At 66.8% G+C, this 14,281-nt stretch carries 9 protein-coding genes; 2 read left to right on the top strand and 7 right to left on the bottom strand.

The window, feature by feature from the left end:
- Positions 1-18: 18 nt before the first annotated feature.
- Positions 19-819 carry a helix-turn-helix transcriptional regulator gene (locus ACFXHA_RS25195; RefSeq protein ID WP_379360788.1) on the bottom strand — a complete coding sequence of 267 codons (801 nt, stop codon included), beginning with the start codon at positions 817-819 and terminating at the stop codon, positions 19-21.
- Positions 820-1,173: 354 nt separating this feature from the next.
- On the opposite strand from ACFXHA_RS25195, the gene ACFXHA_RS25190 reads away from it, so the two are divergent.
- Positions 1,174-2,922 (top strand): NTP transferase domain-containing protein, encoded by a 1,749-nt coding sequence (locus ACFXHA_RS25190; protein WP_379360786.1) that lies wholly within the window; start codon positions 1,174-1,176, stop codon positions 2,920-2,922.
- Positions 2,923-2,995: 73 nt separating this feature from the next.
- Here ACFXHA_RS25190 and ACFXHA_RS25185 read toward each other — a convergent pair whose 3' ends face one another.
- From ACFXHA_RS25185 to ACFXHA_RS25165, 5 genes are all read right to left on the bottom strand, one after another.
- A complete protein-coding gene (locus tag ACFXHA_RS25185; RefSeq protein ID WP_379361590.1) occupies positions 2,996-3,715 on the bottom strand; it encodes a helix-turn-helix domain-containing protein in 720 nt (239 codons plus the stop codon).
- 272 nt (positions 3,716-3,987) lie between these two features.
- Positions 3,988-5,700, bottom strand: a complete 1,713-nt coding sequence (locus ACFXHA_RS25180; RefSeq protein WP_379360785.1) for a dipeptide ABC transporter ATP-binding protein — start codon at positions 5,698-5,700, stop codon at positions 3,988-3,990.
- Positions 5,697-6,572 (bottom strand): ABC transporter permease, encoded by an 876-nt coding sequence (locus ACFXHA_RS25175; protein ID WP_379360784.1) that lies wholly within the window; start codon positions 6,570-6,572, stop codon positions 5,697-5,699. Before ACFXHA_RS25175 ends, ACFXHA_RS25180 begins: the two co-directional genes overlap by 4 nt.
- Entirely contained in the window at positions 6,569-7,528 is a 960-nt protein-coding gene (locus tag ACFXHA_RS25170) for an ABC transporter permease (RefSeq protein ID WP_379360783.1), read from the bottom strand. The genes ACFXHA_RS25175 and ACFXHA_RS25170 overlap by 4 nt, the downstream gene beginning before the upstream one ends.
- On the bottom strand, positions 7,525-9,111 hold the full coding sequence (locus ACFXHA_RS25165) for an ABC transporter substrate-binding protein (RefSeq protein WP_379360782.1): 1,587 nt from the start codon (positions 9,109-9,111) through the stop codon (positions 7,525-7,527). Before ACFXHA_RS25165 ends, ACFXHA_RS25170 begins: the two co-directional genes overlap by 4 nt.
- A gap of 137 nt (positions 9,112-9,248) precedes the next feature.
- Between ACFXHA_RS25165 and ACFXHA_RS25160 the strand changes: the two genes are divergently transcribed.
- Positions 9,249-11,585, top strand: a complete 2,337-nt coding sequence (locus tag ACFXHA_RS25160; protein WP_379360780.1) for an arylsulfatase — start codon at positions 9,249-9,251, stop codon at positions 11,583-11,585.
- Positions 11,586-12,414: 829 nt separating this feature from the next.
- On the opposite strand, the gene ACFXHA_RS25155 is transcribed toward ACFXHA_RS25160, so the two are convergent.
- Positions 12,415-14,112: a DUF222 domain-containing protein gene (locus ACFXHA_RS25155; RefSeq protein WP_379360778.1), complete on the bottom strand. Its 1,698-nt coding sequence runs from the start codon at positions 14,110-14,112 to the stop codon at positions 12,415-12,417.
- Positions 14,113-14,281 lie beyond the last annotated feature (169 nt).

The following is a 14,281-nucleotide window of genomic DNA, read 5'->3' as shown; positions in this document are numbered from 1 at the left end:
GGGCCGTGCCCATGGCGGTCACGGCCGGTTGGTCTCCTGATCCTCTTGCCAGCTCGGAATGCCGAGGAAGATCTGAATCTGGCTGGGGTAGGCGGCATTGAACACGCTGAACAGCTGCACCGCGATGTCGAAGCGGCGGCCGCTGTCGCGTTCCCGCAGCCGCATGGTGGCGCGGGGCCGGCCGTAGGCGGCGACGCCCTCGTCCCACATTTCCCGAAAAAGTCCGAAACGTCCGAGTTCGGCGAGGAATTCGACCGACCAGGCGGTGTCGCCGGAGCTCGCGATCAGCCCGCGCAACCAGTGCACGGTCAGCCGGACCTCCTCCTCCCACTCGACCATGGCGTCGCGGGCCATCTCATTGCCCAGCAGCCAGCGCAGGATATTCACATCGCGGGCCAGTCCGGGGAAAGCGCGCGCGTAGCTTTCGTTGCAGGCCAGCACATTCCAGCGGGTGTCGACGTAGGCGGCCAGATTGGGCTCGTGCAGTTCGAGCGCGCGGCGCATGTCGTCGGTGATTTCGGCCCGCAGTTGTTCCACGGTGGGGAATTCGCTGACCCCGAGTCCGGCCAGATCGAGCAGATGCCGGCGCTCGACGGCGGACAGCGGTGTTATTCGATCCAGATATCGCAGCAGCGCATCCACCACTTCCCGGGTGGGGTGGCCGCGATCGCCCTTCTCCAAATGGCTGATGTAGCTGGCGCTCACACCGGCATTGAACGCGAGCCTTTCTCGCGATACAGCACGGGCATCACGCAGGCGGCGTAACAGCAGTCCGAATGTCGGGGGCTTCAGATCGTCGGAGTCCCTATCCGGTTTCACGCCCAGCACCACGCCGTTCCCTCTCCACAAACATTCAGCAAACCAACCTTCATCGCTCTGAGTCCTCCTGGTACCGGACAGTGGGACCCGGTGTGACGCCTGGTGTGAACTGTGACGAACGCCGCGTTCTTCGTCAGTTCTCAGGTCGGATACTGCCATATGAGGTAGTTCCCAACGTTAAAACAAGGCCATTTCTACTATGTGTCGTACCACATCTCATAACGTAACGAGTATCGGCAATTGCATAGCAAGCGTGCGTTTCCGGCGCGCCCGACAAGCCCGCAACGGCATGCCACTACGATCTTCAACCATGCCCAGTGACCTATCCGCGCGCACCGTACCCGGAGCCGACTCGTGACACCCGTCGACGCGATCGTGCTGGCCGGTGGGAAGGCGAGCCGGATGGGCGGCGTGGACAAACCCGCGCTGGTGGTGGGTGGGCAATCCATGCTGGACGCGGCGCTGACGGCGGTCACCGGGTGCGCGCGGACAGTGGTGGTCGGGCCGCATCGGCCGGAGTTGCCGCCGGAAATCCTTCAGGCACAGGAGATACCGGCCGGGGCGGGTCCGGTGGCGGCCATCGCCGCGGGGCTGGGCGCACTGGCCGGATGCGAGTTCCCGGCCGGGCTGATCGTGGTGCTGGCCGCCGACATGCCCTTCCTCACCGCCGCCGCGATCGACGAACTGCTTTCCCACGCACGGGATTCCGGCAGTGACGCGGTGTTCGCCGCCGACGCCTCGGGTCGCCCCCAGTACCTGGTCGGGGTGTGGCGGCGGGCCGCGCTCACCGAGGCGCTGGCGGGCCTCGATTCCCTGGTGAATCGGCCGATGAAGGCGCTGGTGCCGGTGGAGACCGCGATGGTGGCGCTGCCCGGGGTGGAGGATTGCGACACCCCCGAGGATGTCCGGCGCGCCCGGACCGGCGCGGCTCGCGGCGCGGAGCCGCTGTGGCTCGATGAGGCGCGAGATATGCTGCGCGGGAGCATTTCCCCGCTCCCGGCCCGGCGCGCGGCGCTGCGGGCCGTCCGGGGCGCGACCCTGGCCGAACCGCTGCGGGCCGGGGATGCCTTGCCGCGCTTCGATGTTTCGGCGATGGACGGCTACGCGGTGAGCGGCAACGGGCCCTGGCAGCTGCGCCGAGATATCGGATTCGCCGGCGGCGAGCGGCCGGTCGGCCTGCTGGACGGGGAGGCGGTGCGGATCGCCACCGGCGCACACGTGCCCGACGGCACCTCCTCGGTGGTGCGCGACGAGTTCGTGCGCATCGATGCCGACGGCACGCTGTATCGCCTGCCGGACACCCCGATTCGCGAGGATGTGCGCCGCCGCGGCGAGTATTGGATGCCCGGCGACGAGGTGGCGGCCGCGGGCACGCCCGTCACCGCCGCGCTGATCTCGGTCGCGGCCAGCGCCGAGGTGACCGCCGCCACGGTGCGCGGCCCGGTGCGCGCGCGAATCGTCATGACCGGCGACGAGATTCGCGGCGACGGACCGCTGCACACCGGCCAGACCCGCGACTCGATCGGGCCCATTCTGCCCGACCTGCTGTCCTGGTACGGGGTCACCACCATCGATCGGGTTCACCTGCGCGACACCGAGAATGCCTTCGACGAAGTGCTGGCGGCGGCCACCGACTGCGATCTGCTGCTCATCGTCGGCGCGACCGGCGGCGGCGCGGCCGATCAGCTGCGTGCGGCCCTGGACCGCACCGAGGCCGAGATACTGCTGCGTCGGCTGCGGCTGCGTCCCGGCGGCTCCACCGTGGCGGCCCAATTGGCGACCGGCACAGTGGTTCTCGGATTGCCCGGCAATCCGTTCGCCGCCGTCGCCACGCTGCTGAGCCTGATCGCCGCGACGGTGGAGGGCATGACCGGGGCGACCCCGGCCAACCCCATCATCGGGCCGCTGGCCAACGCCGCGGAGCTGACCGCCCCGGTGGCCCGGATCGTCCCGGCCCGCGCGTTGCCCGGGGGCGGCTTCCACGGCGATCTGCGGCTGCGGACGGCACATCTGGCGGATCTGCTGCACCGCGACGGCGTCGTCATCGTCCCGGCGGACGCGCAGGACGGCGCGCTCGCCGAGTTCATTCCGCTGCGCGGCTGATATTCGGTTCGCTGCGCGGCCGTTCGGTCCCGCTCTACGGCCGGGCTGTCCCGCTGTGCGGCCGATAATCCGCTCAGCCGGGCAGTCCCAGAATCGTCAGTAGTTGTCCGGGATAGGCCGCGCCGTCCAGCCGCCCGGTCTGTGCGTATACGCGACGGCGCAGCCCGGTTACCGGATTGCACAGATGCAGGGTCCACACGTGCGGCGCGAACTCCACACCGCCCTCCGACCACGCCTGCCGGAATTTCGGGAATTCGCCGAGTTCGCGAATGAGATCGGCGAAACTATCGGTATTGCCCGACCGGCCGATCAATCCGCGCATCCAGCGGGCGACGCGGCGGGCATCCTGCTCCCAGTTCACCATGACCCGGGTGGCCACTTCGTTGCCGAAGAACCAGCGCAGCATATTGCCGTCCTCGTGCAGGCCGGGGAAGGCTTCGTTCCAGCTGTCGTTGCTCGCCAGCAGATTGGCCTGAATGTCGAGCAGCGCCGCCAAATTCGGGCTGTGCAGTTCCAGTGCCCGGGTCATCTCCGGGGTGATGGCGGCGCGCAGTTCTTCGGGGGTGGGCAGTTCGCCGAGGCTCAGACCTGCCAGGTCGGTGATCTGGCGACGGTCGGCGATCGAGAGCGGGACCAGCCGGTCGAGGTAGCGGGTGAGCGCCTCGACCACCTCGCGGGTCGGATTGCCCCGGTCACCTTTCTCCAAATGTGTTATGTAACTTGCGCTTACACCGGCATTGAATGCCAGCCGTTCGCGGGAAACACCACGATTGTCACGCAGTCGCCGGAGCAGGTTTCCGAAGGTGGGTGCCTCGAGTTCCCGAGAATCCTGTCCACATGCCGCTCTCGCGCCCACCTGGTTTCCTCCTTCACGGAATCTCCGGGGCCCACCACGCCTCCCACTTGGAGGCACCTCCGAGATCTCCTTCAGAACGGAAACTTACACAGATTCAGTTACGAACTGTTCACCCTGACAAATCCAATCAGTATCACCGGATAACCCTCTTGGTATAAGTCCGGTGCGACGGCGGTCATAACCAGGGAATGCCACTCATTGAATTATCCTCAAGCCCCCAGTGCCAGGGGCACGTTGGGCGAGTGGTTTTCCGCACGCCGCGCCCGCACCGGGTCGGGGGCCGGGACCGCGTCGAGCAAGCGCCGAGTGTACTCCGCGCTCGGGGCCCCGAAAACCGTCGTGACCGGGCCTGATTCGACGGCACGGCCCGCCTGCAACACCACCACGCGATCGGCGACCTGATGCACCACCGCCAAATCGTGGCTGATGAACAGGCAGGCGAAACCGTATTCGGCACGCAGGTCGGTGAACAGGTCCAGCACCTGTGCCTGCACCGAGACGTCCAGCGCACTGGTCGGCTCGTCGGCCACCAGTAATCGGGGTGCGAGGGCGAGCGCGCGGGCCAGCGCGACCCGCTGCCGCTGCCCGCCGGACAGCTCACCCGGCCGACGGGTGGCGTAATCGCGTGGCAGTCGCACGGACTCGAGCAGATCGCCGACCCGGGCCCGCAACAGCGCCCCCGAGGCCGCCCGGTGCACCCGCAACGGCTCGCCGATGGAATCCTCGACGCTGCGCCGCGGATCCAGGGAGGCCGTCACATCCTGATGTACCAGCGCGACCTGCTTGCGCAGCCCGCGCAGCTCACGACGAGGCAGCCCGGTCAGCGAGACGCCCTGCAGCAGCACGTCTCCCGTCGCGGCCGGAATCAGCCCCAGCGCCGTCCGCCCGAGCGTGCTCTTCCCCGACCCCGACTCCCCCACGAGCCCGACGACCTCGCGCGGCGCGAGACTCAACGAAATGTCGTGCAAGGCTTGAAAGTCGCGGCCACGCTGGCGATACACGACCGACACCCCGTTGATCGCCAGGACCGGCTCGGCCACCGGAGCGGGTTCCGCCGCCCCCACCGATACCGCGGCGGCCGTGGGTACTGGTCCGGGACGTAGTGACTCGGCGGCGGGTTCGGTAGGCGCGGCCGACGGTTCGGGCAGGACCGGGACCGCGGCGAGGAGTTCGCGGGTGTAGGGGTCGCGGGGGTTGGCGAAAAGTTCTCGGACCGGCTGGGTTTCGACGACTCGGCCGGAGCGCATCACGACGACGCGGTCGGCGATGGCTGCGACGACGCCGAGGTTGTGGGTGATGAACAGGATCGCGGTGTTGTTGCGGTGCTGGATGTCTCGGAGTAGGTCGAGGATTTCGGCCTGGACGGTGACGTCTAGGGCGGTGGTGGGTTCGTCGGCGATGAGGAGATCCGGGTCGCCGGAGAGGGCGAGCGCGATGACGACGCGCTGTTTCTGGCCGCCGGAGAGTTGGTGGGGGTACCAGTCGACGCGCTTCCCGGGTTCCGGGATGCCGACCAGGCCTAGCAGTTCGACAGCGCGGTCGCGGGCCTCGGATTTGCCGATCGACCGGTGCGCGCGCAGCGCCTCGGTGATCTGGGTTCCTATGCGTTGCACCGGGTTCAGGGCCGTCTGGGGTTCCTGGAACACCATGGCGGCGCGGGTGCCGCGCAGCGGGCGCAGGTCGGCATCGGCCGCGCCGATGATCTCGGTCCCGACGAGCGAAATCGAGCCGGTGGCGGTCGCGCCGGTGGGCAGCAGGCCCAGCACGGCTCGTGCGGTAAGTGACTTGCCGGAGCCGGATTCTCCGACGAGAGCGACGGTTTCGCCCCGGGCGACGTGGACATCCACGCCATCGACGACGGTCCGCGTGCCGAATCGCACGGTGAGATCGCGGATTTCCAGCGGGTTTTCGTGGTGGCTCATCCGATTCTCCGGGCGCGGCCCAAGGCTTGGGCGATCAACAGGAAGCCGAGGGTCAGCGCCGAGACCACCAGTAGCGGGCCCACCGCCATGGCCGGATTGGCGTCGAGATTGCGGGTGGACTCGGCGATGATCGACCCCAGGGACGGGTCCGGCGGGCGCACCCCGATGCCGATGAAACTCATGGCGCTCTCGACGAACACCGCCAGCGACAGCGACAGCGCCAACTGCACCGCGAGGGGCTCGATCACGTGGGGCAGTACGTGTTTGCGCAGCGTCCACCCGGTGCTCGCACCGATGATCTCGGCCGCCTCGACGAACGGCTGCTCCCGCACGGCCAGCACGGCGGTGCGGATCTGCCTGCCGAAGATGGGAAGTTCCGCGGCGACGATCACGATGATGACCGCGTGCGCGCCGGGACCGGTGATCGCGGTCAGGGCGATGGCGAAGACGAGCGCGGGGAACGCCAGAATGAGGTCGAACACGCGCTGCGCCACCACATCCGCCACCGGATTGATGGTCGCTACCAGCCCGATCGCCGAGCCCAGTACCGCGCCGATCGGCACCGCTACGAACGCAATGAGCAGATCGATGCGGATGCCGTAGAGCGTGCGGGTGAGGACATCGCGGTTGACCTGGTCGGTGCCGAGCCAGTGGTCACCGCTGACACCGAGCAAGTTAGCCCCCGGGATCTGCTCCAGCGGGCCATATTCGGTGAGCAGCGGAGCCGCGAGTGCGGCGATGGCGATGACGGCGATCAGGGTCACGCCGGCGAGCCCCTGTCCGCGGGTCAGCGCCCGCAACGGTGTCCGACTCGGGTTCGCCGCGCGACCCGGGCTGTTCGCCCCGGCCTCGGCGACTGCGAGGTCGCTCATGCCCCACCTCCGATACGGATGCGTGGATCCAGGTATGCGTGCACGATGTCGGTGGTCAACTGGATGGCCACGAACACCGCCACCGAGAACAGCAGCAGCGCCTGCACCACCGGATAGTCGCGCCGATTGATGCCCTGCTCGATGAGGTGCCCGATGCCGGGCCAGGCGAACGCGGCCTCCACCAGCACCGCACCGCCGAGCAGGTTGCCGGTCTGGATACCGAGCGTGGTCAGCAAGGTGGGCAGGGCATTGCGCAATGCGCCGCGAGTGACGATGCGGCGCTGCGGGATACCCAGCGCGCGGGCGGTCAGGACGTAAGGCTTGGACAACTCCGTGCGCAGCGATTCGGTGAGGAATCGGGTCAGCGCGGCCGCGACCGGCAGCCCCAGGCAGACGGCGGGCAGCAGCAGGTACTGCACCGCGATATCCGGCCGGGAGAGGAACCCGTCCGGCGGCAGCCCACCGGCGGGCAGGATCGGGACGGCGATGGCGAACACCAGCACCAGCAGTACCCCGGTCACGAAGACCGGGACCGCGACCGCCACCGTATTGGCCGCGGCGACAAGGGCATTGAGCCAGCGTCGATCCCACAGCACCGACGCGATCGATACGCTCAGGCTGACGATGACGGCCAGCAGCAGTGCGGCAGCGGCCAGGATCAGGGTGTTGGAGAGTCCCCGGCCGATGAGATCGGCGATCTGGCCGCCGATGATGTAGGAGCGGCCCAGGTCACCGGTGAACACGCCGTGCAGCCAGGACAGGTACTGCGCCGGGATCGACCGGTCGAGCCCGAGCTGATGACGAATGGCCGCAATGGTTTCCGGCGTAGCGTCGGGTCCGGCCAGGGTGGTCGCCGGATCGCCGGGGACCAGTCGCAGCAGCAGGAAGATGAGCACCGACGCGCCGAACAGCACCGCGATCGCGGACGGTATCCGGCGCAGCAAGTAGGTGATCATGCCAGGAAGGTCTCGGTGAACAGATGCTCACGCCGCTTGGTCCAGTTGAAGCCGTGCACCTTTCGGCTCGCGGCGTCCTGCGGGTAGTGCACGCCGATCTCGATCAGGAACAGGCTGTCCAGCAGCTGATCGCTGAGCGCCTGATAGGCGCGGGTGGCGTCGGCGCCGGCGGGTTGCGGTAGCTGCCAGGCGGCGTCGGCGGCCTTGACGTAATCGGCGGACTCGTAGCGGGACGCGTTCTTGCGGGCATTGAACGGGTAGGCACTCACGGTCAGCGTGGCCGGCTGCAGCTGCGCCCAGGAGTGGTCGGTGATCCACAGGCCCGGGAACTGTGCGGAGATCAGCTGTTTGATGAAAGTAGCGTTCTCGGTGGGGACGAGCTCCACCTCGATACCGATCTCGGCGAGATTGGCCTGCACGATCTGGGCGGTGTTCTCGAAAATCGAGTACGAGGAGTTGTAGGCCAGGGGCAGCTTCGCCGGTTTCGGCAGCGCGGACAGAATCTGCTTGGCCTTGGCCGCATCTCGCGTGTAGCGGGTGTTGCGGGAGTCGTCGAAGGCGGGAGAACCCTTGGGCCACGGCAGGTTCAACGGGTAGCCCGCGCCGCGGAAGACTTCCTTGATGATGCGGTCGCGGTCCAGCGAGTAGGCGATGGCCTGGCGCACCCGGACATCGGCGAGCGAGGGATCCTGGACGTTGACGCCCACGTAGACCTGCAGCTCGGCGCCTTCGAAGGCGATGACCTGATATCCGTCGGCCTTGGCCAGGTTCTCGTTGTCACGGTAGGTGATGCCGTCGGCGAGATGGATCTGACCGGTCTTGAGCGCGTTGAGCTGCGCTTGATTGTCCGAGATGACGGTGAACTCGACCCGGTCCAGATACGGGCGATCCGGGATCCGGTAGTCCGGGTTCCGCTCGAAGACCAACTGCTGGTTCGGGATTCGTGAGGCGAAGCGGAACGCACCGGTGCCGATGATCTTGTCGCCGGTGGCGAGCGCGTCGATGGATTCGCTGTCCAGGATGGGGACCGTGTCCAGCAAATCGAACAGGTTGCTGAGCGGGTGATCGAGGGTCAGCGTGATCTTGTGCGAGTCACTGGTGTCGAAGCCGGTGACGGCGGCCGCGGTGCTCTTGAGCTGGGCCGACCACTTCGGATCGGCATAGGTGCGCAGCGAGAACTCGACATCCTTCGAGGTGAACGGGCGTCCGCTGTGGAATTTCACGTCGTCGCGCAGCTCCAGCGTCACCGCCTTGCCGTCGGGTGCGACCGTCCAGCTCTTGGCCAGCAGCGGCTGCGGCTCCAGCTTGTCGTGCGGGTAGCGCACCAGCGACTCGAAGACCAGGCCCACCACATACGGCGTCGTGCCGGTATTGGTGAGCAGGTTGGCGGGCACGAGATCCACCAGGACGCCGTACTTCAGGGTCCCGCCGCGCACGGGTTGCGCATTGTCGCCGCCGCCGCGCTGCTGACTCACCGCGGACGTGCAGGCGGCCAGCGCCCCGCCTCCGAGGATCGCCAGCGCGGCGACGGCGGAACTGCGCAGGAAAAGACGGCGGTCGTGACCGCCGGGGGACGTATGCATGTGAAGAAACCTCGAGTGTCGACCGGGCCTTGATCGTGTGCGGCGACGCTATCGGCCGGTGCATGACGGATCACCGGTTGCACGCAGCGAGAGTGAAACCCTGGCCGCGAATGGGGCCCGGCACCTTTGCTGTGAGCATGTCAGTCCCCGACAGTGCCGACGGCTATGCGAAAAACAATGCCCGTGGCTATGAGAACTTTCCCGGCGAAATCGGCCGCACCACCGCCGATTCCACACCGGATTGGCTGTATCCGCCGACCGCGCCCGCGGGTGCGCCCAATGTCATCGTGGTGCTGGTCGACGATATGGGGTTCAGCGATATCGGGCCGTTCGGCTCGGAGATCGAAACGCCGACCCTGGATCGACTGGCCGCCAATGGCTTGCGGCTCACCAACTTTCACACCACGCCGCTCTGCTCGCCGTCGCGGGCCGCGCTGCTGACGGGCATCAATTCGCATCGGGCCGGATTCGGATTCGTCGCCAATGCCGATCCCGGCTATCCGGGGCTGCGGCTGGAATTGGCCGACGACGTGCTGACGCTGCCGGAAATCCTGCGCGCCAACGGATATGCGACGTACGCGGTCGGCAAATGGCATCTGGTCCGCGATGCCACGCTGCATCCGGCCGCGCACCGGGATTCCTGGCCGACACAGCGCGGATTCGACCGGTATTACGGGTCGCTGGAAGGGTTGAACTCCTTCTATCACCCCAATCAGCTGGTCTCGGACAGCTCGCCGGTGAATGTCGACGAATATCCGGAGAACTACTACCTCACCGACGATTACACCGATCGGGCCATCGGCTACCTCAAGGAGTTGCGCGCCCACGACGCGACCAAGCCGTTCTTCCTGTACTTCGCGCACACCGCCATGCACGGGCCGTTGCAGGCGAAGCCGGCGGATCAGGCCAAGTATCGAGGCCGGTACCGCGAGGGCTGGGATCGGTTGCGGCAGAGCCGATTCGCCGAGCAGATCGCACAGGGCCTGTTCCCCGAGGGGACGCAGCAGAAGCCGCGCAATACCGAGCCGGGTTACGAAGCGCAGGAATGGGATTCGCTGACCGATGAGCAGCGGTCGCGATTCGAGCGGTACATGGAGGTGTACGCGGGCATGGTCGACAGCATCGACCAGAGCCTGGGGCGGATCGTGGACACGCTCGAGCAGTTCGGCGAGCTCGACAACACCATCATCGTGTTCACCTCCGACAATGGTGGCACCGCCGAGGGCGGGCCGGAGGGGACCCGCACCTACTTCGCGCAGTTCGCGCAGGTCGACGAGCCGGACTGGGAACGCGATGTCCCGCACGATGACTCGCTGATCGGCAGCGCCAAGCTCGGTGTGCACTATCCGCGCGGGTGGGGCCAGGCCTCCAATACACCGTTCCGGTTCTACAAGGGCCAGACCTTCGCGGGCGGGGTCCGGGTGCCGTTCGTCCTGTCCTGGCCGCAGGGGCTGCCTCGCACCGACGAGGATTCCGGGGTCCGCCAGGAGTACGTCTACATCACCGACCTCGCACCGACCCTCCTCGAGCTGATCGGGCTGCAGCAGCCGACAGTGCGTAACGGGTTGCCCGCCAAGGATTTCGACGGCGTATCCGCCGCAGCGGTGCTGCGTGATCCGGCCGTGGTCTCCCAGCACGTGGAGCAGTACTCCGAGATGACCGGTCATCGTGGGTTCTACCGCGACGGCTGGAAGCTCCTGGCGCTGTACGAACCCGAACGCGGCATCGACAACCCGCGTTGGCAGCTCTTCGACGTCCGCACCGATCCCACCGAACTTCACGACCTGTCCGAGCAGCTTCCGGACAAGGTCGCCGAACTCTCCGCGGCCTGGGACGAAGCCGCCTGGCACAACACGGTTTTCCCGCTCGTCACCCGCAAGGACTTGGCGAATCGACGGCCGGAGGAAGCTCGACTCAGTGACCCGGTCCGCATTCTCCCGGGCACTCCGACGCTGGAGCGCTACCGCTCCCAACGCCTGATCGCCTACCGGGACTTCACGATCACCGTGGATCTGGACGGCTACCAGCCGGGTGACGCCGGCGTCCTGGTCGCCCACGGCGATCCCTTGGGCGGCTACCTGCTGTACGTCGAGGACGGTCACCTGATCTTCGGCTACAACGGATACGGCCGGTACGTCGCCGTCGATGCCGGCGAAATTCCGCCGGGGAGCCGACTTTTCACCGTATCCGCCGTGGTTCGGCCTCACCTGCGGTGGGATTTCAGCATCGGGATCGATGGTGTGCGCGCGGCTGAGTTGCCGGACCAGGTTCAACTGGTTGGAATGTCGCCCTGGACCGGTATCTCCGTCGGTCTCGACGCGCGCGGACCGGTGTCCTGGGATCTCCGCGACCGCCACGGCGTATTCCGATACACGGGGTCTCTCCGATCAGTGACCTATCAGCCTGGGGCCGTGGGGGTTTCCGACGATGATCAACGAGCACTCGACTCAGAGGCCGAATTGATCGCGGAGTAAGAGCTCAAAAGACAAGAGCCAGAGAACAAAAGACAAAAGCGGCCTGGAGGAGGAGATAGGACGGGGTTGGGTTGGGCTCGCCGACCGGCGGTCCCAGCCGCCTCACCGACCGGCCGCTCGTCGTCTCGGGGCGGTTGAGAACAAGACCCCGTGGGCGGCAGCGGAGCAAGGGGGCGGGGCGGCGGAGCCGCCGTTTACGCACCAGCTGGCAGGGTTGCGTGGCAGGCGGCGTAGCCGCGTTCTCGGATCACTGATCAGTGCTCTGCGAAGTCGCCGAAGATCAAGAGCCAGAAGATTATCCCGACGTGGGCTGATGGCGGACGAGCGCGGGTAGGCGGTGAGCCGCGTTTACGGACCGGCTGGCGGGCTCGAGCAGGCGGCGTAGCCGCGTTTACGGACCCGCTGGCAGGGGTGGGTGGGTGGGTGGGGCACCCGAGGCAGACCGACCGTTCGGTGGGCAATCGGTGCTCTATGGAATCGGTGCTCTGTGGAGTTGTCAAAGACCCTCGAGATGTCGCCGAAGGCGCACTGCCCGATGGTTTTCGCCGAGTGGCACATTCTTGGGCGATTTGCACTGTTCCCCCCTCGAAAATGTGCCACTCGGCGACAAGGGGGGCGGGGTTGGCGAGTCCTACCGGGAGTCTTCGGCGTTGTTGTGTTGTTTTGTCTTGTTCTGTTTTGTCTCGAGAAGGTGATCCGTGCAGTCCGTGGGCCGGGATCGGCGGGTCACGGCTCCCGACCCGGCGTCAGCCCAAGTCCGGTAGGGCAGGCGACGCAACCACACCTCCCCTGCCCTGCGAACGCCAGCTGTACACCGGCTGCCCGCGTTTCACGCCACCCGTGAACCCCACTGCTGGCAACTGGAATCCACCGCCGCGCCAACTTGCTCAGCCAAGTGATGACGCTGGTTGACCTTCGGCGTGCCGGTCGGATCCACATGCTTCGGTGCGATCCAACCGCAGCGGCCCGGGTGGGCCGAATCCTTGTCCATGACTACGGTTTTCCAGCCATCCACACTGTCGTTGACCAGGGCGTGGCAGTGATCGCATGCCAGAGCAAGATTCGACAGATCCGTCGGGCCACCGTCGGCCCAGTCGGTGATGTGGTGGACCGCGCACATCGAGGCGGGTGCGTCGCAGCCCGGGCGGGTGCAGCCCTTGTCCCGTGCGATCAAGGCGAGGCGCTGACCGGGGCTGGCGAGGCGCTTGGCCCGGCCCAGGAACAACGGGATCCCGTGCGGGTCGAGCACTGCCAGGACGGGGCGGGTGCCCGCAGCCATCTTCAATGCTTCGTTGATGGAGACGTGCCCGCCGGTGGCGGTGGACGCCAAGCCCGCACCACGCTCCAGGTCGGCCAGCGACATGGTGAGGATGACCTGGGTCTTGAGGCCACGGTGATGACCAAACGTCGCCGCGGCGGTAGGCATGTCGAACACGGCAGGCGCAGCAGCTGACTCCCCGAACACGGCAGCCGGGGCGACAGGCTCGCCGCATGCTGCAACCAGGCCAGAGGGGTCACCGAATCCGACAGTCGGGCAGCTGGACCCGCTGATCGCGACCGCGAGGCCAGTTGAAGTGCCAGACAAGGGAACTGCCCCGGCGGTCTTGGGTTCGCAAGGCGCGGTAGCCGAGCCAGCGGGCGCGGTGGCGCGCTTACCGGTGGACGCAACCGGCTGCAGCAGGGCGAACAGGGCATCATGGGTGCGCTGACCGGCATCGCGGCGATCACGGCGAGCAGCGGCCTCCAGCGTCTTGGAGTCGAACGAGTTCGACGACAGGGCAAGGGGTTCCAGGTCGTCGAGGTTGCACATACCCGGGCGGGCGTACTTGGCGAAGAATGCATCCAAGTAGGCACGCAGTTCCGGGGTCAGCCAGCCCTCGATCTTCGACATGCCGTCCACACCCGGACGGCCGATCGTGATTCCGCGACGGCGGCGACGGTCGGCATCAGAGATCACCGTGCCGGTCGGATCCAGACGGGCGAGGATTTCGCGGCCCATCTTGGGCAGGTCGTCGGGCTGGCCGGTCAGGCAGTGCTCGACCAGGTGCTGCTCGGTCTCAGCGTAGGTCTCGGCCGGAAGATCGGCGGGCAGGTGCGTCATCACGTCCACGATGTTGCGGGCGTGATCACGCGAGATGTCGCCTGCCTCATAGGCTTCCGCCGTCGCGGACAAGGTATCGGTGAGCGGCTGACCCTTCGCGTCGAGGAGGCCACCGCAGGAGCGGGCGATCTTCACACGACCGGCGGCGTCGTAACGCGACAGGCCCAGGGTTTGACGCAGGAAAGGGACCAGGGCACCGGCACCGGTGGACTGCGGCAGGCCACGCTCACCGATTTCGATGATGAGACGTGAATCCAGCGCGGAGAGTTGACGCTTGCAGATCTCGAGCTGCTGGAGCATTCCGATGAAGTTGGCGTCGCTGATGGGCATGAGGTTGTCGTGCAGGATGGTGGTCGAAAAGTTCTGCACTGCGGTCACCAGGGCGGTGATGCCGCAGCTGTCGAGTGATTCCCCCTTCGAATTCATGTGCTAATTCTACCGCTGAAATCAAGGGCAAGGAACCCGAAATGTCCAGTTGCACAAGATAATTCAAAATCCTGGATCTCTCCCGTGCCTCAATTGGATTCACATTCACGCGATTGTTATCGTTGCGTCCGCGTTATCCCGGGAGAGCGTTTCCCGGGCGCTGGAAAAT

The sequence above is a fragment of the Nocardia sp. NPDC059240 genome (assembly GCF_042753865.1).
Lineage (GTDB): Bacteria > Actinomycetota > Actinomycetes > Mycobacteriales > Mycobacteriaceae > Nocardia.
This window is presented reverse-complemented; position numbering and strand designations above follow the sequence as displayed.